The following is a 23667-nucleotide window of genomic DNA, read 5'->3' as shown; positions in this document are numbered from 1 at the left end:
ATTTTTTCCGAACAAATGAACTAAATAAGCCTTAAAACCTTATTTGCTGTTAATTTTAGGGATTTTGCGGCGGAGTTATATTTGTGTAAGCCCTTAGAGTGAAGTTTAGCTTAAAACTTCTTGGAAGACATCCCGGTTACTAAACCTTTGATAGTCGTAACGTTCAGTCCACCATAGCCAATTAGTAGAATCAGCCCATACGTTATGCTTCTTCAGAACTTCTAGACGGGTTAATGCTAGCCCACCTAAGACAAATTCCGGTCGGCTCCAAGCTAGGAGTTCATCTAGTTCCTTAGAGGACATCCCAAACTTCAAGCCTGTTGGCATAGTATTGTCAGCTTTCAGTAAGCCTCCTAACGCAAGATACTCATAGCCAATACCTCGGTACGCACTAATAAGGGAAGCTAAGAAACTTTTGGGAGATTCATAGTGAGGTGGAAAAGAGTCGGGCTGTGGAACTAGTTTCTGTGACCAGTTGTAAATGACTGAGCCAACTTGAACAACGCCAATCAATGTATAAGTTCTTTGTCGTGTCCAATATTCTTCCCAAGCAAGTCGGGCGAGGTATAAAGATAATAGAGGTTCTCCAAAAATATCGGGTGCAAAAACGTAATCAGGGCTAAACTCATCACACCGCTTAATATATTCTTTTATTTTCTGACGCAATTGTTGTTCGGAAGCTAAATATAATTGGCGCACCCAACGGTCATTTTGAAACTCACAATGAATTTGAGAGTACCAAGGGGAACCTCGATTTTCAAAAACTCCACTATCTATAAAAAAAGGTTTACCTGTGTCTCGAATGCTCATCAGGAGTTTTTTATAGCATGAGATAGGAGCTAAGATACCGTAGTTTCCTTCTAAGTTTTTTAATCTTTTTACCAAACCAGACCAATCTACAGAAAAGACTGGTAAAAATTTCTTGCTCACTAATTTTTCTTATAACATCAGTATCTTATTCTACTCTTTCTGGTTGTTCTGATTTTAAGAAATCTTGAAACCGTTGATAAAAAACATAGGTATTGTGAAAGCCCCGTCTACGGTTGCGATCGTTTCCTCTGAAAATAACTACCTCAACTCCAATCTTTTGACAGACTACACAATTGCACTGCTTCCACGGTTTATCTTCTAAAAGTTCTCTGTACATCACTTCATGAAGCTTTTGGCGTTTCGCTTTAGCTTTTGGAGCTACCTTCCCATCACGAGGTAATTCTAACAACTCATCGTATGCGAGTAGTGACTTAAGAGTATCTTCTACAGAGCGTTTGCCTGCATCAAACTCTCTCAGTGCGTTTAGCGATTCTTCTTCAAGTGATAACAGGACATTACGATCGTGACCAGTTTCTAATAAATGCTTAATTCTTACAGATGGCTTGTTTACGAATGGAATCCGGACAGCAGCGTAACTTTTGCCATCAAGAGTATGATAGTTTGATTTTGAATCTAACCAGGCGCGACGTAGCGGACTTGCCGAATCAAAAGTTGTTACTCCTAAATGATGAAAATAAGGAACATCATCAATACGCCCTACACCAAACAAATGTAAACTAGTTTTAGGAGTTAAATGAGAAGAAACAGCTTGAAGGATTTCTAAAATTTCTGCACTTTTTGCTCTTGCTAGTCCTCCTAAACCAATATAATCATAACCCATATCAAGCAGTTCGCGAACTGCTTTTGAATAAGTTTCCGGGTTCCACCCTTGTGCTACACCAATTGGTGTAAATGTACATCCAAATTTTTTATGTTTTTCTAAAAAATCCCAAGCATTTCTCAAAGTAAGCTCATACCGTTTTTCTCTTATACCTGGCTGTGTAAATGCTCCAACAATTAAGTGATCGATACTGACTCCATAATTAAAGCCAAGATTTTGATAATACTCAATAATTTCTTCAGTTGTGTATGGAGGCTCTTCTTCCTTTATATAACCAAAAGCTCCACAATCACCCATAACTTTACCTGAAAATTTTATAAAATTGTGGATACCACCAGCTTTTTCTACATCAGCTTTTTTTCTCTTTCTTTTATCTATCACAACCTTAGATACTAAAATTCCATGGTAGTTTGGTTCATCGTATATTTCGTGAGCATATATGTCGTCATTATAAGCAATGCGATTGGGTGTATATGAATCTGTTTTAAAATCATACCCCTTATCAACTCGATCCTCCCACTCAGGAATAAAATAGTACATTTCTAAATTTTTATTACGAGCAGCAGGTAATTCAAGAATTTTGCTGAAATTTTCTAAGAAAATCGGCTTATTTTCTAGTAATTTAGTCTTTTTTTTCTGATTGTTTTTAACTAAAATTTCTATTGGTAATTCTAATTGCTGTGGTTGTTTGTCTACTATTTGTAAGAATAATTCAGGAGTTTGATAAACTTGGTACAGCAAATCTAGTTTGTCTACTGCTTCAGTTGCAAATAGTTTAAGAAGATATCCTTTTAATCCCACTAAACCATAACCAAAACGGGATGCTTCAGCATTGGAAAGGGTTAAAATAAAATATTTTGTATTGATATTTAGGAAGCGGATACAAGAAGAACTCTGGTTTGAAGCTAAAAAAATAAGGGTTTGTTCGGATTCAGTTTTCACTGGAAAATCAAGCGCTCTTAGGTATTTCTCTCCTAGTAAAACAAACACTAAATCATACTTACTGATTGCTTGCTCAAAATCTTCATGTACTCCAAGAACCTGCGCCCATCGATCTATTTCTCGTTCCTTCATTTCGTTAAAAGTAACTGAGTAAGGAACAATAGTTTTGTCTTCTGGGATTAATCCATATCCTGCTGAAAGAATCTTCAAGTCTACTGCTTTTTCTCCAAAGCAGGAACGTAGCAAGTTTACACCTTCCATAATCCGGAGATGCTGCTGTCCTGTATACATCTGGCTGGCTCGACAAGCAAATTCCGAGAGAGTTTTCTCACGCTCTCTTAATTTATGTTGATTCTCAAAATCTTCTAGAGTTAGCTGATTCAGAGGCTTATAGCGCTTTTCTCCAGTGCAGGAAGTAACAACTAGGACGCGAGGATCTTGCCTCGTCTCATTTGGTATAAAAGCGTCTGTTGATTGAGATACTTCAGTCATCCTCATAGTACAGTAAAATACCTTAAAGTTTATAACAGCGCGACCTTCAGTTTTACACCTGCTAGTATCTGCTGTTTAGTTTTGTCACAAATATACTTAGCAACCATTGAGCTTTGCAGTTTTCTACTCAAAAGGCAAGACCTCTTTGAGAATGTAGATCGATTGCTCCCTGTACTATGTGGCTTAGCTCAAATTAAGTTTCTGAGACTAGTCATTATAACTGGGTATGGACAAAATTGACGAAAAATAAAGTTTAAATGTTGTTGCTATGATTCTGACTGTATAACTACGTAAGTAAATGCTGTATACATAGACTGAGTGGAACGCTATCCTGTTAAACCTGTTATTTGTGTCTTTGGTAAGATGCAGCTATCCTCTTACGACAACAGTGTTTGAGACCGCGCCAGTCGTTTTTACTCTTGGTTCCGTAACCGTTAAAACGGCTGGAGATTTTTACACAGAAAGTTTAGAAGTTGCAAAGCAACTAGGTTGTCTTGCAGTGTTTTTGGTAGGTGACGAAAAATTAGATAATTTACCTGAGTGGGCGAACGCTTGGGCTTTCTCCCAGCAGAAAATAGGCAAAAACTATGGCGTATACAGGTTCTAATGAAGCAATGATACTCGCTGTACGAGCCGGAATTTTTCTAAGTGAGTTAACGAAGAGAGTATGAGCAACAGCAGTACAAAAGATACCTAAGAAGAGAATAAGAAGACCGTCTTTGTATGAAATGGTTGGCTTTAATGAAAGTACGAGAGGGAGAAGGATGACTGCTGCAAAAGTGTTTTGGAAAAAAGCTACTTTGATTGCAGAAAAGGAACCAACAAATAATCTATTCAAAACAGCGATCGCCGCAAATGATAAACTTGAAATGATACCAACAGCAGTTCCTTGAAAAAGATTATTTTTTATATCGAATGTTGGAACAACGAAGCAAAGCCCTAGAAATACAATGACACCGCATACTAACTCAAAAGGCGATATTTTCTCTTTAAAGAAGAAAGGCTCTAAAATTAATACGAAGATTGGAAAAGTTGAAAAAGAAAGAAGTCCAACCGCTACTGTAGATATCTGTATAGAATAGAAAAAGCTGAGCCAATGGAATGCTAATAGCACACCTAGTAAGATGAAATGCACGAGTGTTTTTCTTTTTATAGAAAAATAGGAGAAACCTCCTTCCTTGATTTTATAAACCGCTAGAGTACAAGCAGCTACAAGCGTGCGCCCAAAGACTATTACGACGGGCGATACTGAGATAAGCTTACCAAATAAACCTGAAATACCAAATAGAAGTACCGCTAGATGAATACCAAGTAAAGCCTGAAACATAGAAATAAACTAAATCCTTGAAAAAAGGCAAAATGCACCTATGTTGAAAGAAACAATCGTGAGGAGATGTACACCCTCTCACGATGGAAAACTATTCATAAAAGTCTTTCCTCCCGATTTACAACATTTTCAACGTGGTAGCGAAGCAAATCTGCTACAGTTTTACCATCATTCTGCACCAGGGCATCAACAACTGCTTGATGTTCCTCTAGCCATCTCTGTTAAGAACGGGCGAGGACGCCCGTTCCATAACGAAATGCAGTTTTAGACCTTGAAGACTTTTGACCGATAAACCTCATACATTAAGAGGCTACCTGCTACAGCGAGATTGAGAGAGTCAGCAGTACCTACGATTGGAATCCGTATAAGATGCTGACACAAATCTCTCTGTTGTTGGGTCAAACCTTGACGTTCTTCACCTAAGAACAGAACAGTTGAACCAGGATAATCAAACTGATGAAAGTCAATTGTTCCGTCTGGTGAAGCACCAATAACATGACAGGAGTGGTAATGTATCCACTCATTCAGTGCAGAAAATCCGGTGCGTACAAACTTCTGACGAAAGAGTGCGCCCATAGATGCTCGCAGAACGTCAGGAGCGAACGGATCTACTCTCCCACCAATAAATACGAATCCAGCACCACCTACAGCTTCAGAAGTACGAATTAATGTTCCTAAGTTTCCTGGCGATAAGCCGAAGGCTTAACGGCTAAAGCCGTATCGCACAGTCTCAAGAGCCACCCAGCACAAACCAGTTTGTGGAGAAACATCGTGCAACTCGAACCAGCGCTGACGCAAGATAGCCGCAACACCTGAAGCACGTTCGGTATGAGAGATTTGTCGAAATTGTTCTGGTGTAAGGGAGACGCTATTCACACCTTTACGCCGAGTTTGGCGAACTAGCTTTCTTGCTAGGGGTGCTGTCAGCAGTTTCTCGCTAAATAGGATTGTGGATACATTAAAGTCGTTGTCAATTGCTTGTACGAAATTCCGTACACCTTCAATGAAAAACAATCCAGAGGCATCACGATATTTGCGGTCAAACTGAAGCTTTTTGACTTCGGCTAACGCAGCCTCAACGTCAAGCCGATCGCGACCGGAACATTTAGCTCCAGTCATCCTCCTTTCGGGAAGCCATCTCGCTTCCTACAACTAAAATTCCAAAATGCATAACGGGTAGCGGGCAAAATACCGCAAAATTTGTTTTTTGAGTAAGATGTATAATACCACAAATGACAATTTTTTTTTCACTCTCCTTCAAAATTGCCCTTGCGAAGGATTTAGCTTCCCCTGAGCGCCCTTATACTTTGTGTTAAAGACCATACTTTTGTCTGCTACAAGATGACTAGTACTCTCGTTCATGCAGTTGTTGGTATCCATAATTATATACTAGTAATTTATTACACTGAAACTGATTGTTGGCAGTTTCGAGTTATTAGCTCTGGTGGTGTTGTCTTTGGTCAACGCAAGCTCTACTTTGCTCCTGAAGCTGCTGAAAAAGCTGCACGTGAATGGATAATGACAGGAAATTAGATGTTTGGAAGCGGTGGTATTCTACTTGCTATTATATTTTTTAGAAAATTCGATACGGCTGTCTTCCGTAATCGCTCGCTTATCGCAGGGCAAAGGAAATCAACCATGAATCCAATGAAAGTGATGGACTGGCAGACCAAGCAGTTATCTGAATTACCTCGTGCTGGTGAGGGGAATTGGTCTAGCTGGCTGCTTGAAAACGGTTATGAATTGATTAACAGAGAAGCTTTGGGTTACACGGAGATCGAACTGTACGAAAACGAGAGTGATGGAGTTTTTGCTATATATCACCCCATGTATGCAGGCTTAGATACAGAAAGCCTCTACGTTAACATCGCTTCAGAAGAAGATGCACGGCAGTTGATGAATGTTGCACAACAGTTAGTTGCAGGTATGGATACAATGTTTAACATTCTTGGAGATGAGGAAGATGAAGACGAGGACTAATTTATTACTGTCGATCGATGGAAGTCAAAATATTTCACAACTGTCGTTTTCCTAGCGTTCGGCAAAGAGAACTGGCATTTGTCAGGAAAACTATTTAGGTAGCACAAAAAGAATTTTAAACTAGTGTATCCTATTTTAGGATATTCAGTAATTCTACGAAAAAGTAGGTGAATTATGAACCGCTCATCAACTGTAGCTGCTGTTGCCTTCACTTTACTAGGTCTTAGTTTGACTGACACAAGTGCAAAAGCTCAAACTACATATACGTTCAATGCTACTTATGAGGTATCGTCAACGTCCGTACCCATAACGCCAAATGTTTCGGCAACAACTATTTCTGGAGAAAGCACTGATGCTCCCTATGGTTTGAGTCAAGTCAGTGGTTCGACTTACACTCAAATTGATTTGACAACTGGCTCTTTTCGTTTTAATACCGATCCAGCAACATTCAGTTTGCCAAACCTGCCACAAGGTAAGGTAGCGTTATTTGGTAGCAGTGGCAATAGATTGTTCGGTACTAATGACGCAACTGGAGTGATTGACTTTACAACTCTTACGGGCAGTGCTACTAATATCTATACAATTGCTGGCGGTGAAGTCTTGTTTCTTGGTGCGACTGGTATACTAACTTTGGCGGAAACATATCAACTTAGTTTCGACCCAAACATTCCAACAACGGGTATTGCTCGCGTTACTGGTACTGTTGAAGTCCCATTCACCCAAAAAGTGCCAGAACCGGATAATACGATCGCGCTGATTGGTACAATGACTTCTGCTTTTGTATTGTACCGACAGCACCGTAAAGCTACAGTGAGATAATTTGACTTTTCGAGTGACAATCGAGTGCGATAGAGCCCTAGTTGCGTCCTATCAGACTTATCAGATACCGACCGTCCAAAGCGCAAGTGTATCAACACTACAAGAAAACGCTCTGCGATCGGAAGATATTAACACTGATAGCAAACCCAACAATTCTTCTACTTCTGCGCTACTGGTTGAAGCTCAAGGATGGATCTATGGGAGGGATGGCGAGGTGATTCTTACAGCAGATACACCTACTGTTGCTCCAAAGGGTTCAGTGTCCCAACTTCCTGCTTGTTTAGGTTCTTAAAAATGTTATATTATTTTATACTTTGGATTGAACAAGCCTCACTTGGATTTGATTCTATGGTTGTATTCGACGTACAATTGTTGACAATAAATTTGGAAAAAATCGTTTAAGATACACTCCAGCAATTTCTTTTCCACCAATATAAATTTCTTCTTTATTCGATTGAATAGCCTTGATTATTGCTTTGGCACATTGAGCAGCTGGTAATCCTTCTGCTTGATTTTTGTCCATTTCGTTATATTTATCTCCTGTTTCTGTTAATGCATTAATTGAGACATTGGTTTGAATATAGCCGGGACAAATTATCGTAACTTGTATGTTGTCTTTACAAACTTCTGCTCTTAAAGAATCAAAATAACCATGTAATGCGTGTTTGGAAGCAGCATATGTGGAACGAAATGGCGTACCAAATTTTCCCACAAGACTACTGATAGCAACAATATGCCCCGCTCTTCTGGCTATCATTCCCGGTAACACATATTTTGTGAGAGCGATCGCGGAAAAGAAATTGACTTCCATAATTTCTCTTTCAACCTCTATACTAGTTTTGGTAGCAAGCGATCGCTGGCTAATTCCTCCATTATTAATTAGAATATCGACTTGTCCAAAAAAACTTTCAGCTTGTTCGGCGGACGAGCGCCATGTTTCTGCTTTAGTTAGATCGAGAGGAAGAACTTTATAATTTTCGACTTTTCCGAAACAATTATTCTTGACTCTAAGTAATTCATTTTCTCGGCGGGATGACAAAATAATTTTAGCCCCTTGTCGTGCTATTTCATAAGTTAGAGCTTCTCCTATACCTGAAGAAGCACCAGTAATCCATACAACTTTGTCTAATAACTGTGTCATAGTCTTAATAAAATTTCCTGATTCTTCAAGTATTCTTTATTGGTATCCAGAGAGTATAGTTATTTTAAATGATTTGTGAAAATATTAAGCACTGTAGGGTGGGCAATGCCCACCATTAAGACTTTTGGTGGGAGCATCCCAATTTGGAAAAAACACGCTCGCGATTAAAATAGCGTCTATACAAACGCTCGTCCACCTACGTGGACTTTATGTTAAGTCCGCGTTCAGCGTGCATGGAGTGCATAGGCGGACGAGCGTTTGTATAGCAAGAGAATTCTATTCTCAGGGCAATGCCCTCCTATTAGGATACTCCCCTTTTGGTGGGCTTTAGCCCTACCTACGTGTATTTTTCAAATTAAATAGAATTACTATATTTCCGACTTTAGATAGACATATTTTAGAATCTAGCTTTGATAAATTAAAAGGAATGCCAGTGTATATTCAAGAAAAAAGTTACCACTAAAGGTATTTGTAGAAAACTACTAGTTGTGAGTCATTTGAGTTAGGTAATAGTTATGAAAGCAACAGAACTCCTCTCACAATATGCAGCAGGTGTTAGAGATTTTACAGCAGTTGAACTGAGTGAGGTAAATCTTGAAGGAGCGAATCTCAGTGAGGTTATTTTAGATAGGGCTGTATTAGATGGAGCAAATCTCAATGGTGCTAATCTCAGCCAAGCTAGTATGACAAATGCGGATCTTAATGGAGCGAATTTAACTCAAGCAAATTTAAGTGGAGCCGATTTGAGAGGAGCCATTTTAGATGGAGCAATTCTAGACGGAGCCATACTTGATAATGCTAACTTAACTCAGTCTGATTTGACTGTTGCTAACTTAGTAACTGCTACTTTAAATGAGGCTGACTTACATGAAGCGAATTTAACAGCTGCAAATTTAGAGCAAGCAAACTTGAGTGGAGCAGATCTAGTTGTTGCTGACTTAACAGATGCTAATTTGAGCCAAGCGGAACTTCAAGATGCTAATTTGAATGGTGCTAATTTGGAAAGAGCTAATTTAGAAGGAACTCTTTTAGATTCAGAAGCATCAGAATAAATATTTACCCTCCTTAATCCCCCCGATGAATTGGGGAGGGTTAGGGGTAGCAACAGTTAGCTAATTGCTACCAACTTCTACCCATTGTTAGTCGTCTTTGGGTAGATCTGATATGAGTCGAGCGACAAAACCCCTTAATTGCTCTTGCCAGTTGGGAACTGCCTTGAGTTTCTCCCATTGACATAAAATTACCGATCTTAGTAGGGTGGGGCTATGCCCTACAAAGCGCGAACGGTGGGCAGTGCCCACCCTACTTGTTTAGGTAATATAGCTGGCGGTTCGGGAGTAACGATAAAACTTCCCGTAAATTATTTCCGACTTGTATGAGACAATAACTTCATCAACACTGCTCCAAAAACGATCCCCGCACCATGCGCCCAATAACCAATGCTGAAGGGATTAACACCATTAGGAATATTTAAACTGCCAATGCCATAAGATAATTGCTGTACAAACCACCAAAATAAGTAGAAAATGGCAGGTAGTTGTATGGGAATAAAGATAATTAATAAAGGTAGAATTGTGTCACTTTTGGCTTTGGGAAATTTCAGAGTATAAGCTCCTAAAATAGCAGCGATCGCTCCATTTGGACCAATCAATGGTATTGTCAAACTCGGTTCAATTAAGACTTGTAAAATCGAGGTTAAAAAACCGGAACCTAAGTAAAGTAATAAGAATCGCCTATATCCCAAAATACTTTCAATAGTTCTACCAAACGCCCACAGAAATATTAAATTACCTAAAATTTGACTAAAACTGCCATGTAGGAACATTCCCGTCAGCAGACAAGTCGCACGCATCAGCACAACTATCCAAGCCGCCGGATTACCAGATAACGCTGTCGCGATCGCATCACTTATTCTTGCGGGTATAATACCCCAAGTATTGACAAAAGTACCCAACTCGCCGCTTAACTCTAGTTTCAGTTCCCAAAAAAATAAAGCAAGATAAATGCCAATCAGCAAATAAACAACGATTGGCTTTCGGCGCGAGAAAAAGAAAACGTTATCACCAATAGGAATCATGCTGATTTTGGGTTAGGGGTTAGTAGTTAGTGGTTAGTAGGGGCGCAATGCCTTGCGCCCGTACATAGTTAGTAGTATTTACTTACCTCATTCCCCTACTCCCTTTTAAAATGAAATCAGAATCGTCAGGACTAGGCTGGGTAAACCGAATGTTAGGAAACACACTTGTTGGAAGATACCAAATTATCAGTCACTTGGGAGGAGGTGGATTTGGCGAAACTTTTATCGCTAGTGATACCCATTTACCTGGTTCTCCGCAATGTGTTGTTAAAAAACTTAAACCTCAAGCGAATGACCCTGTTACTTTAGAAACAGCAAGACGTTTATTTGATACGGAAGCTCAAGTTTTGTTTAGATTGGGGACTCACGATCGCATCCCCCAACTTTTGGCGTATTTTGAGGAAAAAGAGGAATTCTACCTCGTACAAGAGTTTATTGAAGGCTCGGATCTCAGTCATGAAATCATACCTGAAAAACTTCTCCCTCAAGACCAAGTTATTGCCCTTTTGGAAGAAATTTTAACCATCTTAGAATTTGTTCACCAACAAAAAGTCATTCACCGCGATGTGAACCCCCATAACATCCTCAGACGCCGTTCTGATGGCAAATTAATCCTTATTGATTTCGGTGCAGTTAAACAAATCGCTACTCAAGTTGTCAGCCCCAATAACCACACAAAATTTACTGTTGCTATTGGGACTCCTGGCTATATTCCTAGCGAACAAGCACAGGGAAATCCTAAATTTAGTAGCGATATCTATGCTGTGGGAATCTTGGGTATTCAAGCATTGACTGGATTATCTCCTGAAGAATTGGAGAAAGACGCTGAGACTTGCGAAATTATCTGGCGCGAGCGCGTTTCAGTTAGCGAAGATTTTGCAAAAGTTTTAGATAAAATGGTGCGCTATGACTTCCGAGAGCGCTATTCTTCTGCTTCTGTTGCTTTACAAGCACTGAAGGAATTAAACAAATCTCAGTCTAAAACTGTAACATTAAGCCCTCCTTCAATCAATAAACAAAATTATAAAAGTCAGATAAAAACTCGTGGCAAATCTCGTAAAAATATATTCTTAAAAATTTTAGCAGCAATCACTTTAATAGGTACGGGTACGGCAGGTTCTATCTATGTTGGGAACGCGATTAATTCTACTAACGCTGTAGAATTGTATCAGCAAGCCAATACACTTTACGATCTGCAACGCTATAAAGATGCTCTTTCAACATACGATCGCGCATTAGAACTCAGACCGGATTATGCGAAAGCATGGAACGGTCAGGGAAAAACATTATATGAATTGAAAGAATATAGAGATGCACTTGCTGCTTACGATAAAGCCATTCAATTACAGCCAGATTATTTGGAAGCATGGCGCGGTCGTGGCTTTACTTTGAGTCAGTTACAAAGATATCAAGAAGCGGTTTCTTCTTTGGATAAAGCTTTGTTATTGAATAAGAATCAACCGGAAATTTGGAATGAGAAAGGAGATGTGTTAACAAAAATCAAGCAATACGACCAAGCCATTGATTCTTATAATAAAGCTATTGAATTACGACAGGATTATTATGAAGCTTGGTATAATAAGGCGCTCGTTTTCAATAATTTAAGACGCTATGATGAAGCAATTGTGGCTTATGATAAAGTTATTGAACTCAAACCCGCTTACGATCGCGCTTGGTACAGTCGCGGTAATGTTCTGGTGAATTTGCGTCGCTATCAAGATGCAATCTCATCTTACGAGAAAGCCGTACAATACAAACCAAATAACTACTTGGCTTGGCAGTCTAGAGGAAATTTACTCAACAGTTTACAACGCTATCAAGAAGCTGTAGACTCTTTTGAGCAAGTTATTAAATATAACCCCAGTAACTATCAAGCTTGGTATGGACGGGCTTGGTCATTTCATCAAATGCAACGTTATGAAGAAGCAGTCCTATCTTATGATAAAGCCGTTCAATTCAGGCGTGGTAACTATCAAGCTTGGTATGGACGGGGAAATTCATTGTATAACTTGAAAAAATATCAAGAAGCGATCGTTTCTTACAATCGAGCGCTCGCTCAAGAACCCAACCATTACGAACCTTGGTATAGCAAAGGGAATGCTTTGTTGAACTTGAAACTCTATCAAGATGCTATCTCAGCACACAATAAAGCGCTTAAACTTAAACCGGATTATCAACCAGCCATCGATGCTCGCGATCGCGCCCGCGAACAGTTGTTATTATTACCAATTCAAAAACCTGTAGAGACACCTAATAGCCCACCTCCACGATAGAGATGCGCTATGAGTTCTCTACAGAGTCTAAAGTTTTTTTAACCATTGACTATCTTATGTTGACTTCATACAACTCATTGTCTGGGTTGAAATTTTGTAAACTAGTTGTGGAACTACTATCTGTAAACGGCTGAACCATATCTAAAGAAGAATTCGTTAACTTTGAAGAAGCTATCTTTTGACCTTCAGCTTGTGCGCGTTGTTTTTGCGTGTACTCCACTAACTTAACTCGAGCAGTGGCATAAACAGGTGTATCTTTGGGAACCTGTTGGAGAAATTGGACAGCCCCCACAAAATCGCGGTCTGAAGCTTTGTTATAAGCTTTCTGTAACAAATAAGAAGCTCTAACTTCTTTCTTCCGATTGTACTCAGCCAACTTTTGTTGAACGAGTTCTCCTGCGGAAGTTTCTTGAGGAATTTGGCGGAGATAGTTTAGTGCAGTGCTAAAGTCTTTTAAGGTCGCTTTCTCATAAGCTTTAGATAGTAAATCTTTTGTTTGTTCTTCGATGCGTGCTTGTGATTGCTCGACTAATGTGTCGGTTTTTGATTGCCAATACAAATTATCAGGCATTTTAGAAGCAGCGCGAAGAACCTCAGCCCATCGACCTTCTTGAAAAGCTTTTTCGGCTATTTTGTACTGTTCGTCAGCCGTTTTCCATTGTTTTTCCCATTCATCAATACTCGTTTGTGCTTCAGGATAAACATTACTATTTGAAGGAATAGACTTAGCTAAAGCAATGGCTTCTTGCAAGTCACCCGATTGAAATTGCTTGGTTGCTTTGTATAAAGTTTCTGTTTCTGAGGATGAAGATACAGCAGGAGTGTTGTAAACAATGGAATAAACACCAAAACCCATGACCAAAGAATTAGCGGCTAATCCCACCTTCATCCCCGTTAACAGAGATGATTTTGCAGAAGAATGGCTGCTATTGGTACTGACTCTTGATTGAGTATCATCATCGCTATCTGAAACGCGATATTTTACATCTATCACTGTTTGCGAGTCCCAAGTTTCATCTGGCTTTTGCTGAAGCATTCGCAAGACTTCACTCGCAGATTGATAGCGATTTTTATGGTTATGGCGAATCATTTGGCTGATGACCGCCGCGAGATAATCACTCACCGGGGTAGTGCTAGAACGCCACAGAATCTCGTGAGTGCTAGGATCTACCTTTAATTGCAGGGGTGTTTGTCCTGTCAAAGCCTGTATAGCAATCATACCCAAAGCGTAGATGTCACTATTGGGTTGCGTTTGACCTACAAATTGCTCTGGTGGGATATAGCCCAACGAAGTGACTGGTATCCTATAAATAGGCAGTACCGCATCTGACCCAAAATCAATCGGCTGAATTGAGCCAAAATCAATCAATACTAATTTCCCATCACAAGCACGTCTGATTAAGTTCTCTGGCTTGACATCACAGTGAATAACACCTTGAGAGTGAACAAAATCCAGAATACTCAAAACTTCTTGTAAAAACTCAGCCACCTCGCTCTCATTCCACACATAGCCCAAATCTAGATTAATGGGCAATTCTGCTGTCACTGAGTGACCTTCAATAAACTCCTGTACCAAATAGAACCGTTCGTTCTCCTCAAAACAGCTTAGGAGTTCGGGAATTTGTTTGTGATGTCCGAGGTGTTTTAGTGTTTCAGTTTCTGTTAGAAACCGCAATCTAAGGATTTGTAAGTAACTAGGCTGCGTACTAGTCACTTTTAGTTGTTTAACGACGCATTTAGGGTTCTCTGGATTTTCGATATCTACAGCAACGTATGTTTCACCAAATACGCCAGCCCCCAAGCTCTGGACAACTTGGTAACGTCCTTGTAGTACCTTGCCTATCATGTAGTTTGTCATTCGCTAGCTACTAAGTCACTGCTTATATAGGTTTTCTATTTTTGCCCCCTGTTTCCGGAATGCCATGTAAATAATTGAACAAAGCAATATCTAAATTTAACAATAACATACTATTTAAGTATTTATACGATAAAAAATACCAGAAATAGTGTTTTGTATTACTTCTTGGGAAATGAGTAGAGTTAATACTGAAAGACAATAACAAAAATTTAGAGTATAAAAAGAATAATAGCTTATCTTAATTGTTTACCTTAGTCCTTTTTCTCTCAACCACGTATCCACCCAAGCTTCATCTACTTTTGACAAAGGCGGTACGGGTTCTTGACTGTAATCAATGACAAAGCCATAGCCAGAGCGATCGTAGACTCCATTCAGTAGCTCCTGTAAATCAATTGCAGGTTCCACATCCTCAGTGCGCAAAGGCAACTTGAAACTGGGAATGGGGTCTGGCAAATTAAAGGCATAGAGATCGGCTTTGGGGCGGCGAGAACTTTGACTCACAAGAACTCGATAATTGGTCTGAATGTTATTACTATAAAGTAGGCATGGGTTCCTAATGCCGTAGCAAATCAATTTCAACCAAATGAGTCGTACTCTCCAATATAGTTTGACGCTTAGTTTCATACTGTTTTCTTCCTTGTCCTGGACGCTTATTAGCTGGAGAGAGAACTTCAACAGCTGTCACTACTTCACTTGTTGCTATATCTCGGATTTCTAAATGCCCTTGCCTAACGTTGTCAGACAACAGTAATATAACTGTTACTGGTTGAGTTAATACGTAAGAAACAGCAACATTCGTCTTCACTGGAGGATGTGTAGCTTGAGTTGGTTTGACAACTGCATCAGGTATGCCAACTAGTAGTGAATCTTCCCCAATCGTTTGATAAATTCGCTCTTCAATCAGAACTTGATATTTAGGCAGTAGTTGGGGAGATATTGAGTCAGCGATAAGCCGGAGGCTTAACGGCTAAAGCCGTATCGCAGTAATCAATCGATGATAAACGTTTGGCCAAGAACTAGGATGCTCTAAATATGGGTTCATCCCAGGAAATGGAGAAGGCATAATTGTTGCTCCGTCATTGGTCATTGGTCACTGGTCACTGGTCACTGGTCACTGGTTTAACAACTCGTGCGATCGCTTCTTGAATAAAAGACTTCATAAACTCATCGCGGCGATTGAGTTGGAACTGACGCTGCACTACCTCAGTCATACCTCCATCACCCCAATCTTGGTCATTGCGAAAATACTCAATAAAACTTTTCCCTGCAATCCGCGTTAGATACGCCGCAGTCACGCCTTGAATGGCTCTACCAATAATAAAAGTACCAATATTTGTCTGTAATGCCACAGTAAGTAACTGCAAAGCTCCTTTAACTATTCCCAAACTAGCAAGAGTTTTCCCTAAAGACAGTGCCAATTCCTTTCCTCGCTCCAAATTTAAATCACAACCGTAAACTCTCCCAATCTCTACCACCATTTGGGCATTAACAGCAGCTGTTGCTAGCAAATCAACTACGGGAATGGGTGTCACGGAAACTACACCAGCCACAATCCATTGAAATCGCTCGACTACTTTATTAGCTTGTCGGCGGCGTTGAGCATCTATAATTTTTCGTGCTTCTTCACCCAAGCGTAAGGATTGCAGGAGGATATTATCAGCTACCAAATCTTCACCCTCTGCTCGTAAAATTGCTGCCATGCGCTTAAGTAAGGGTAAAATGTCGGGTTCTGGTTGAAAGATACCGCCTTCTTCTAACTCTACCACTTGAGGATTGGCAGAAATTGCTACAACATCGCTTGGTGAAATCAATCCGCGCACTCGTTCGCGCAAACGAGCCAAAATAACTTCTTTATCCTCATCTGTATAGAGATCTATTTTATTGAAGACGACAAGCGATCGCTTGCCAATTTCTGCTAAAGCTCGCAACGGTTCGTATTCCGAGCGCCGAATATCATTATCTACGACAAATAACAGTAAATTTGCTTCCGTTGCTAGTTCTCGTGCGAGCTGTTCCCTTTCCGTTCCCGCCACCCCTGCTTCTAAAATCCCTGGTGTATCCGTAATTAAAATTTTGCGTTCTAATCCCTTTAACCGCAAACAGTAAGTTTCTCCCACTTGAGTGGTTCCCATGGGCGCATCAACCTTACCAACCACACGTCCCACAATTGCGTTTACCAAAGAGGTTTTTCCAGCACTCCCCGTACCGAATATCACAACTTGAATTTCACCACGGGCTAGATTCGCTTCTATTTCTCGCGATTTGCTCAGTAAAGCTTGACGGGTGACTTCATCTTGAACTTGCTCCAACTGCTGTCGCACAGCTTGTAAAGTGGAAGAAGCCGCTTCCGGGCGAGCGTCTGGAACCTGGATATTTGCTTGCTGTCTCCGCTTGCGGCGTTGACGTTGCTCTCCTGTCTGAATGACTAATATATAGTAAACAAATCCAGCAATTAAGGCTGCTATACAAATAACGACTAATATCAACAGTAAGTTGCCCAGTATGGGAGAAGTCCAAGATAATTGCCAGTAAAGCTGAATCAGAGAATTAATCAACCACAGGCTAAGTGCCAGAATGATAATAAGACCAACAATCAATGCGATCGCACGATATAGAGGCATAGTCAAAGATATAAATACGTATTCTGATGCTTCGATCTTAATCGTTTGAGCATAGTTTCCGTATTTGTCACCAGGGAACTGAAATGGTGATTTGCTAAACTATCAGATATTTTGTATAAAATTTAGCCTGTAGTCCTTTCAGAAAGATTCCTCGTTTTTCTCGCTCTACTAGTTGCTAAAAAAATTCATTTTAAGTGCAGCATGACTTTGAAACCCCAAGCGAGCCATCCTAATATAGTTAAACGGGCATTCCACCAACTCAGTATTCGACAAAAAATTGTCGTGGGATATGGGCTGGCGCTGGGAATTGCTATTTTGGGAACCACAACAGGATTGGGAATAGGCGATCGCTACTATCAAAAAGCCAGATATCAAATGATGGTAGCCGATGAAGAAGGAGGACTGTTAAGCGAATTGCAAGGTACTTTATTAGAAATCAAAAGCCATCAGGAGGAAATAGTACCTCTTGTAAAACAGCCCCAGATGTTGCAAGCAGCAAATTCTAAATTCTTAATTAATCTCACAAAAACAGAAAAGTTGCTCGCTCAGTTGCAAGAATTTAGTCAAACGCATTCTCAAAAAGATTTACAAGCTTTTCTAGAAAAGCACAAACTGATAGTCACAACATACTTTCAACAGTGTAAACCTTTACTTCAACAACTTGGATCTAATGGGACTCCAGAAGAGTTGCGAGAGCAATCTCTCATTTGGGAATTTTATCAAAATCCTGCGGCAATTCAATTTAATCAATTTATTCATGAATTAACAAAATTTACACTATCAATTCGAGAGCACCAAGAACAAGCTGATGTAGCCCAAAGTCAAGCAGCTACACTACAAGCTCATATTATCATAGGAAGTATACTGCTCTCTACAGCACTTGCGACATTACTGGCTTTCTACACGAGTCGTACTATTGCCTACCCTATAAAAGTGGTAACAGCAGTTGCCAAACAAGTTACTAAAGAAGCAAATTTTGATTTACAAGCACCCGTTCTTACAAAAGATGAAGTTGGGGAATTAGCAATTGCTCTCAACCAGCTAATCCAACAGGTCAAGAAACTTTTGAAAGAACAACAAGCAGAAACCCAAGCTCGACTTATTCAAAGCGAGAAAATGTGTAGTTTAGGAAGAATGCTTGCAGGAGTTGCTCATGAGATTATCAATCCTGTTAATTTTATTTCTGGCAATCTCGTCCATGCAAAAAATTATACTACCGATCTTATGACTCTGTTACAAACTTACAAACATGAAATACCCAACCCTCCCATTTCCATTCAAGTACTCACTGAGGAGATAGATTTAGAATTTTTAGAAGTCGATTTACCAAAACTGTTGACTTCTATAGAATTTGGTGCTGAGAGAACCCGTGAAATTGCTCGGAGTTTAAAAGATTTTGCTCGATTGGATGAAGGAGATATTCAATTTGTAGATATACATACTTGTTTGAACAGTACGCTTTTAATTTTGCAAAATCGTTTAAAAAAAGGTATTAATATCATACGTAACTATGGAGATATTCCCCATATTCCCGGTTATCCTGGATTACTATACCAAGTATTTATGAATTTATTATCCAATGCTATTGACGCTTTGGAAGAAAAAACTAGCAAAGACCCTTATTTCTCACCTGAAATTACAATTACCACTGAGCTTGGCAATTTAGATTTACTTACCGTGCAAATTGGAGATAACGGTTCGGGTATTTCCTTAGAAAATCAGAGCAAAATATTTGAAACATTTTTTACTACCAAACCCAGAGGTATAGGTACTGGTTTGGGTTTAGCTATTACTTATCAGATTGTGGTAGAAAAACATGGTGGTAAGATCGCCTGTAAGTCGGAGTTAGATAAAGGAACTGAGTTTACAGTCTTTCTCCCAACTAATTCTAAATTGAGTTCATCCCACCCTTGAAGGAGTGGGATGTTGCAGGTATGGGAATATTGCCCATGCCCAAAGCTTAAAACAAACACATTCCTCTTTAAAAGAAGTGTAGAGCATTGTAGCGGTTTTCACTTGAATGAAGTACAAATTTATCCGCGTTCATCTGCTACAGGCTGCGGTTCCATAACTTTATTTATGTATTGTACCCAAGTGAAAACCGCTATATTTCGCCTCACCAAGAAACTCTCCGATAAGACTAGAAACCTCCAATGGATGAGTTAGAGTCGGCATATGGTCTGCTCCTTCAATGCGGGCAAAGCGAATGTCAGGAACTTGTTTGAATAAGTCTGCAATGCGGAAACAATCCTCAATATCTTGGGTACCGATAATAAATAGGGTTTTGACTGCAAGCTCATTCAATGGGGGAATAGGTGGTAATTCTCCCCAAACTTGCACGTCCTTCCACACGTGCTGCCATTCAAGCCCTCGTCGCGTGTTGTGCTTTGCCATCTCTATCATGCGATCGCGTTGCGGGCTTGCTAGCACCACTTGATAACTGGGTAAATCCAAACTAAGTTGTGTCATTTTCTCGACATTTGGAACCGCAGATAGAATCTCCTGAAACCTTTGAACCAATTCGGATGAAAACTGGTATCCTGTCAGTCCGGAAGCTACCAGAACGAGTTTCGATACTCGTTGCGGATATGCAAGAGCAAAATCGGTCGCAATTCGTCCACCAATTGAATGTCCCACCAAAACCGTATTATCGATGTCAAGAAAATCAAGAAGATTTTTCAAATCCTCAACGTAATCACCGAACTCAATCGGCGATGGGGATTGTCCTGTACCTCGACCATCGTAGGCTATGCATTTGTAAAATTGAGCCAATTTTGGAGCAATAAATTCCCAATCGCGCAGATCTGTTCCACCACTATGAAGGAAGACAATCGGCTCGCCGTTTCCTTGAATTTCATAATGTAAATCCATCTTTGTATCCTCTATCAGGTTACACGGGCGCATTTGACGAATCACAGGGTCAACATTATTTGATAACAAGTCTGTGTTCGCTTTTATGTTATTGTCGCCACTATTATTCTAATTATGACTGAATAAACAGTCAATGAAAAACTCTCTTTTCTTCTGCCTTCCCGCAAGATGCAGCTTCTGTGTAAGAATCTATTTTGGTGGTCGCGTAACACAAGGAGAAACAATCCTATGGGGCTTTTTGACCAGATTATCAATGCACTTGACAATCCTAACCAACAAGGCAATACCGGACAATTGGGTGATATTCTTAACACAGTACAGCAACTAAGTGGCAATACTGGTACAGATTCCTCAACAATGCAATCAGCTTTAGGTATTGTAGGCAACTACGTGCGTTCCGCGTTACAAGAAAAGCAAAATACAGAAGGTAACGAAGCAGCACAAGAGGTTGTAAATCAATACAGTGGGACTTCTCCTAACACTCAAGCTGTTGATTCGTTATTTCCTCCTTTTGTACAGCAACAAGTTGCTAATGCTGTTTCTCAGCGCACGGGCTTAAATGCTGGTATGGTTCAACAACTCTTACCAATTTTGGTTCCCTTGGTATTAAATCTGTTGCGCTCGGGAGCTAATTCTCAGAATCCCCAAGCAGGAGGAAATCCTGTCCTGAATTCTTTCCTTGACTCTGACAGAGATGGCGATGTTGACATTATGGACGCTATGCAAATGGCAGGTCGTTATTTAGGAAGGTAGCATCCTTAAGGAATTGCGAACAGGGCATTGGGCATTGGATACTCTTGTTATGGGCAATGAGAATTCACTAACTTTAAATAACGCCCAATGCATATTGTTTGATTTTCAAGAAAGTTATTTATGGGAAAATTTACGCTCTGTAAGTATGAAGTGCCTTGAAGCTGTTACTAATGCTTGAACTCATGAGCTTCATAAATGTGTTTCGTAGTATCACACTAAACCGCTCGTGACACACTGACTCGTCTTTGCGGTTCATTTCAATAGATAATCTTTTAACGGGAAGGAAGCTTTTATCTAAATTCCCCTGTTTTTCCATTATTTGAAGAATTTTACATGACCGAGCAGATTGACCACGACCAACTCTTCAAAACTCTTTTGTCCACGTTTTTTGTAGAGTTCGTAGAGTTGTTTCTACCAGAAGTAGCAAATTATCTTGAGCGTGAATCCATTACCTTTTTACCACAAGAGTACTTTACTGACCTCATAACTGGAGAACGCAAAATTATTGATTTGCTTGCAAAGAGTGAAGTTTCGAGGTAAAGAAACTTGTTTCATTATTCATGTAGAAAATCAGTCTTACACCGAATCTGAATTTGCGCGACGAATGTTTTTCTATTTCGCTAAGCTACATCAAGAATACTTGCTTCCTATCCTGAGGGGGTGACAAAGTAACCTGAAAAGCTGACGTGATAAAGTGTGTAGCAATTTGTGGTAAAAAAAGATCGGTCTACTTTTGTCAACAAGACCTATCTAATGACAATGATACCTCTATTTTACCAAACACACTTAAAAAGTCAATTTAGCCCAACCGAATATTTGTTGTTAACCATTTTAATTAATGTTCTACAATTAGTTAAAAAAGTCAGTTTGGAAGCGTTAGCAACGGCTCTGCCGATTCCCATTACATTTGAAAGTAGAAGAAAAAAATTACAAAGATTTTTATCATTGCCCTTTTTCACAATTGAAAAAATTTGGTTTCCAATTGTTACTACATGGTTGTTAACATATTTTCCCTCTGACAAAATGATTTATGTAGTCATTGACCGGACTGCATGGAGTTGCATTAATCTCTTTGTGATTAGCGTAGTTTGGGATAAAAGAGCTTTTCCTGTATATTTTGAACTCTTACCCAAATTAGGAAGCAGTAATATAGATGAACAAAAATTGATTATATCTCAAGTCTTACCGGTGTTTAAAAATTACAAAATTTGCCTGTTAGGAGACCGAGAATTTTGTTCTATTAAACTAGCAAATTGGCTCAGAGAGCAGAATGCATCTTTCTGTCTTCGTCTGAAAAAGAATGAATTTGTTGAAGTCGAATCTGAGATTTGGAAAGAGTTAAATGATTTAGGTTTCTCACCAGGAGTTTCGGGGTTTTTCCAAGGAGTTAAAGTGACCAAACAAAAAGGATTTGGCAATTTTAATGTGGCTTGTAAATGGAAACGTAAAATTCAAGGAATAGCACCAAAAGAAGCATGGTTTATTATTACAAATTTAGCTACATTAGAGTTAGCGTTAGCGAAGCTCCTCCCTTAGGAGGCTCGCTGCCTATAGAAGAAGATTCGATATAGAAGAAATGTTTCGGGACTTTAAGAGCGGAGGTTATAATTTAGAAGAGACGAAGGTCTCAGATAAACGCTTAATATCTCTAATTTTATTAATAGCGATACGGCTTAAGCCGTTAGGCGCTTCGCCTATCGCCTACACATCTGCCACAATACATGGACAACAAATTAAACAAAAAGGTGTCCAAAAATATGTGGGTCGCGTGAAAGAATACGGACGTATTGAAAGGCGACATAGTAGTTTTTATATTGGATTATATGGTCAAACATGGGTTAATTTCATGGAATCATCTGAAGATTTAGTCACGGAATTAATGAGATTACATCGCAATAAATGGAAGTATTATCAACGAGGTCTAAGAGCTATGGAGCTTATTCTATCTGCATCCTAGCCCTTTTGTCGCCCCGTCAGCTTCCTATCTATCCAGTTGTCGTATTTTCTTTTGATGAACCAAAACGGCAAGAACGAAAACAGTATCAAGTAGAGTTTCCAAATTTAAAGGTACTGGAGTTTAACTTTACAGCAATCCAACTAAATCAGCTTAATTGGCGAGATTTTCTAGAACACAAAAATCCAGTAGCAGCAGCTTTGATGGTGAGTCCAGTCCTGTAGGCGGGTTTCCCGTCGTAGGGAACTGGCGAACCCGAAGGGCGAAAATGCGAATTGCACCAGAAGATAGAGCGAAGGTGAAAGCAGAGTGTTTGCGATTGCTCGCAACTTTACGGCTCGATCCGGCTCGAATCAAATTAATTTCTGGATTTGTGGATACTTACTTAAAGTTAAATGCGTTAGAAGAGCAGGTTTTTCAGCGTGAGCTTGATAGTATGGGTCTAAAGCAGGAGGAAAAAGTTATGGAAATTGTCACGAGTTGGATGAAAACTGGAATGGAGCAAGAGGCACAAAAGCTAGTTCTCCGACAGTTAAATCGTCGCTTAGGTACAATTGAGCCATCCTTAGAGCAACGTGTTCGTGAGTTACCTTTGGATCGAACTGAGGCTTTGAGTGAAGCTCTGCTGGATTTTGTTGAAGTATCAGATTTAGAGAATTGGTTGGAGCAAGCTCGCAGTTAAGGGAGCTCTAAGAAATAAATTACCCAATCTTGTGGGACGGGCGTCCTCGCCTGTCCTATGTTAGTGGCGGGCTAGAAGCCCGCACCACAAGAGAAAATTGAATATTTTTTATTTGGAAGTTCCTAAGCCGAGTACGGCTTGCGCCGAAGCGATTGCGTAGTCTAAAGTTAGCAAAAATTTACATCATTCGGTGAATTAACTGGCACAAAATAGTGGCACATTTACC

21 protein-coding genes and 3 pseudogenes are annotated in these 23667 nt (G+C 39.8%); 13 read left to right on the top strand and 11 right to left on the bottom strand.

From position 1 onward, the window contains the following. Window positions 1-105: 105 nt before the first annotated feature. The 3 genes from ACKTT2_RS45885 to ACKTT2_RS45875 form a co-directional block, all read right to left on the bottom strand. Window positions 106-930: a hypothetical protein gene (locus ACKTT2_RS45885; protein ID WP_407899292.1), complete on the bottom strand. Its 825-nt coding sequence runs from the start codon at window positions 928-930 to the stop codon at window positions 106-108. A 25-nt stretch (window positions 931-955) separates the two neighbouring features. Beyond that, on the bottom strand, window positions 956-3085 hold the full coding sequence (dpdA, locus tag ACKTT2_RS45880; RefSeq protein WP_407899290.1) for a tRNA-guanine transglycosylase DpdA: 2130 nt from the start codon (window positions 3083-3085) through the stop codon (window positions 956-958). A 532-nt stretch (window positions 3086-3617) separates the two neighbouring features. Next, window positions 3618-4412: a DMT family transporter gene (locus ACKTT2_RS45875; RefSeq protein ID WP_407899287.1), complete on the bottom strand. Its 795-nt coding sequence runs from the start codon at window positions 4410-4412 to the stop codon at window positions 3618-3620. Window positions 4413-4452: 40 nt separating this feature from the next. Here ACKTT2_RS45875 and ACKTT2_RS52460 point away from each other — a divergent pair, with 40 nt between their 5' ends. Then, on the top strand, window positions 4453-4680 hold the full coding sequence (locus ACKTT2_RS52460) for a hypothetical protein (protein WP_500691432.1): 228 nt from the start codon (window positions 4453-4455) through the stop codon (window positions 4678-4680). Here ACKTT2_RS52460 and ACKTT2_RS45865 read toward each other — a convergent pair. Both ACKTT2_RS45865 and ACKTT2_RS45860 read right to left on the bottom strand, forming a co-directional pair. Further along, window positions 4677-5090, bottom strand: a pseudogene (locus tag ACKTT2_RS45865) (TrmH family RNA methyltransferase); the annotation flags it as partial. The gene ACKTT2_RS52460 and the pseudogene ACKTT2_RS45865 overlap by 4 nt on opposite strands. A gap of 24 nt (window positions 5091-5114) precedes the next feature. Beyond that, window positions 5115-5531: an RNA methyltransferase substrate-binding domain-containing protein gene (locus tag ACKTT2_RS45860; protein ID WP_407899285.1), complete on the bottom strand. Its 417-nt coding sequence runs from the start codon at window positions 5529-5531 to the stop codon at window positions 5115-5117. 222 nt (window positions 5532-5753) lie between these two features. On the opposite strand from ACKTT2_RS45860, the gene ACKTT2_RS45855 reads away from it, so the two are divergent. From ACKTT2_RS45855 to ACKTT2_RS45840, 4 genes are all read left to right on the top strand, one after another. After that, window positions 5754-5945 (top strand): hypothetical protein, encoded by a 192-nt coding sequence (locus ACKTT2_RS45855; protein ID WP_407899283.1) that lies wholly within the window; start codon window positions 5754-5756, stop codon window positions 5943-5945. A 105-nt stretch (window positions 5946-6050) separates the two neighbouring features. Beyond that, window positions 6051-6392 carry a hypothetical protein gene (locus ACKTT2_RS45850; RefSeq protein WP_407899281.1) on the top strand — a complete coding sequence of 114 codons (342 nt, stop codon included), beginning with the start codon at window positions 6051-6053 and terminating at the stop codon, window positions 6390-6392. 174 nt (window positions 6393-6566) lie between these two features. Continuing rightward, window positions 6567-7211, top strand: coding sequence for a hypothetical protein (locus ACKTT2_RS45845; RefSeq protein ID WP_407899279.1), 645 nt, complete (start codon window positions 6567-6569; stop codon window positions 7209-7211). A 1-nt stretch (window position 7212) separates the two neighbouring features. Further along, window positions 7213-7503 (top strand): hypothetical protein, encoded by a 291-nt coding sequence (locus tag ACKTT2_RS45840; RefSeq protein WP_407899277.1) that lies wholly within the window; start codon window positions 7213-7215, stop codon window positions 7501-7503. 54 nt (window positions 7504-7557) lie between these two features. Here the strand turns inward: ACKTT2_RS45840 and ACKTT2_RS45835 are convergent, their stop codons facing one another. Next, a complete protein-coding gene (locus ACKTT2_RS45835) occupies window positions 7558-8352 on the bottom strand; it encodes an SDR family oxidoreductase (RefSeq protein ID WP_407899275.1) in 795 nt (264 codons plus the stop codon). Between the two features lie 515 nt (window positions 8353-8867). Here ACKTT2_RS45835 and ACKTT2_RS45830 point away from each other — a divergent pair. After that, the gene (locus ACKTT2_RS45830) at window positions 8868-9404 is read left to right on the top strand and encodes a pentapeptide repeat-containing protein (RefSeq protein WP_407899273.1); all 537 of its coding nucleotides are present in this window, start codon (window positions 8868-8870) and stop codon (window positions 9402-9404) included. Between the two features lie 308 nt (window positions 9405-9712). Here ACKTT2_RS45830 and ACKTT2_RS45825 read toward each other — a convergent pair whose 3' ends face one another. Continuing rightward, on the bottom strand, window positions 9713-10429 hold the full coding sequence (locus tag ACKTT2_RS45825; RefSeq protein ID WP_407899271.1) for a rhomboid family intramembrane serine protease: 717 nt from the start codon (window positions 10427-10429) through the stop codon (window positions 9713-9715). Between the two features lie 149 nt (window positions 10430-10578). Here ACKTT2_RS45825 and ACKTT2_RS45820 point away from each other — a divergent pair, with 149 nt between their 5' ends. Next, complete coding sequence (locus tag ACKTT2_RS45820) at window positions 10579-12702, top strand: tetratricopeptide repeat protein (protein ID WP_407899269.1); 2124 nt, start codon at window positions 10579-10581, stop codon at window positions 12700-12702. Between the two features lie 49 nt (window positions 12703-12751). Here ACKTT2_RS45820 and ACKTT2_RS45815 read toward each other — a convergent pair whose 3' ends face one another. The 3 genes and pseudogenes from ACKTT2_RS45815 to ACKTT2_RS45805 form a co-directional block, all read right to left on the bottom strand. After that, window positions 12752-14560: a protein kinase domain-containing protein gene (locus ACKTT2_RS45815; RefSeq protein ID WP_407899267.1), complete on the bottom strand. Its 1809-nt coding sequence runs from the start codon at window positions 14558-14560 to the stop codon at window positions 12752-12754. Window positions 14561-14806: 246 nt separating this feature from the next. Continuing rightward, a pseudogene (locus tag ACKTT2_RS45810) lies at window positions 14807-15602 on the bottom strand (DUF4058 family protein). Window positions 15603-15657: 55 nt separating this feature from the next. Next, complete coding sequence (locus tag ACKTT2_RS45805; protein WP_407899265.1) at window positions 15658-17181, bottom strand: YcjF family protein; 1524 nt, start codon at window positions 17179-17181, stop codon at window positions 15658-15660. Window positions 17182-17382: 201 nt separating this feature from the next. Between ACKTT2_RS45805 and ACKTT2_RS45800 the strand changes: the two genes are divergently transcribed. Continuing rightward, on the top strand, window positions 17383-19095 hold the full coding sequence (locus ACKTT2_RS45800) for a sensor histidine kinase (RefSeq protein ID WP_407899263.1): 1713 nt from the start codon (window positions 17383-17385) through the stop codon (window positions 19093-19095). Between the two features lie 159 nt (window positions 19096-19254). Here the strand turns inward: ACKTT2_RS45800 and ACKTT2_RS45795 are convergent, their stop codons facing one another. After that, the gene (locus ACKTT2_RS45795) at window positions 19255-20052 is read right to left on the bottom strand and encodes an alpha/beta fold hydrolase (protein WP_407899261.1); all 798 of its coding nucleotides are present in this window, start codon (window positions 20050-20052) and stop codon (window positions 19255-19257) included. 228 nt (window positions 20053-20280) lie between these two features. Here ACKTT2_RS45795 and ACKTT2_RS45790 point away from each other — a divergent pair, with 228 nt between their 5' ends. From ACKTT2_RS45790 to ACKTT2_RS45770, 5 genes and pseudogenes are all read left to right on the top strand, one after another. Continuing rightward, entirely contained in the window at window positions 20281-20805 is a 525-nt protein-coding gene (locus ACKTT2_RS45790) for a DUF937 domain-containing protein (protein WP_407899259.1), read from the top strand. A 333-nt stretch (window positions 20806-21138) separates the two neighbouring features. Then, window positions 21139-21345: a hypothetical protein gene (locus ACKTT2_RS45785; RefSeq protein WP_407899257.1), complete on the top strand. Its 207-nt coding sequence runs from the start codon at window positions 21139-21141 to the stop codon at window positions 21343-21345. Between the two features lie 219 nt (window positions 21346-21564). After that, window positions 21565-22762: pseudogene (locus ACKTT2_RS45780) on the top strand (IS4 family transposase). Next, window positions 22705-22983, top strand: coding sequence for an RpnC/YadD family protein (locus tag ACKTT2_RS45775; protein ID WP_407899345.1), 279 nt, complete (start codon window positions 22705-22707; stop codon window positions 22981-22983). Before ACKTT2_RS45780 ends, ACKTT2_RS45775 begins: the two are co-directional and overlap by 58 nt. A gap of 44 nt (window positions 22984-23027) precedes the next feature. Then, on the top strand, window positions 23028-23441 hold the full coding sequence (locus ACKTT2_RS45770; protein WP_407899254.1) for a DUF4351 domain-containing protein: 414 nt from the start codon (window positions 23028-23030) through the stop codon (window positions 23439-23441). The last annotated feature ends 226 nt before the right edge of the window (window positions 23442-23667 follow it).

Origin of the sequence: Scytonema hankhaensis NUACC26, from assembly GCF_045865695.1 — a bacterium.
Classification (GTDB): domain Bacteria; phylum Cyanobacteriota; class Cyanobacteriia; order Cyanobacteriales; family Nostocaceae; genus Scytonema.
This window is presented reverse-complemented; position numbering and strand designations above follow the sequence as displayed.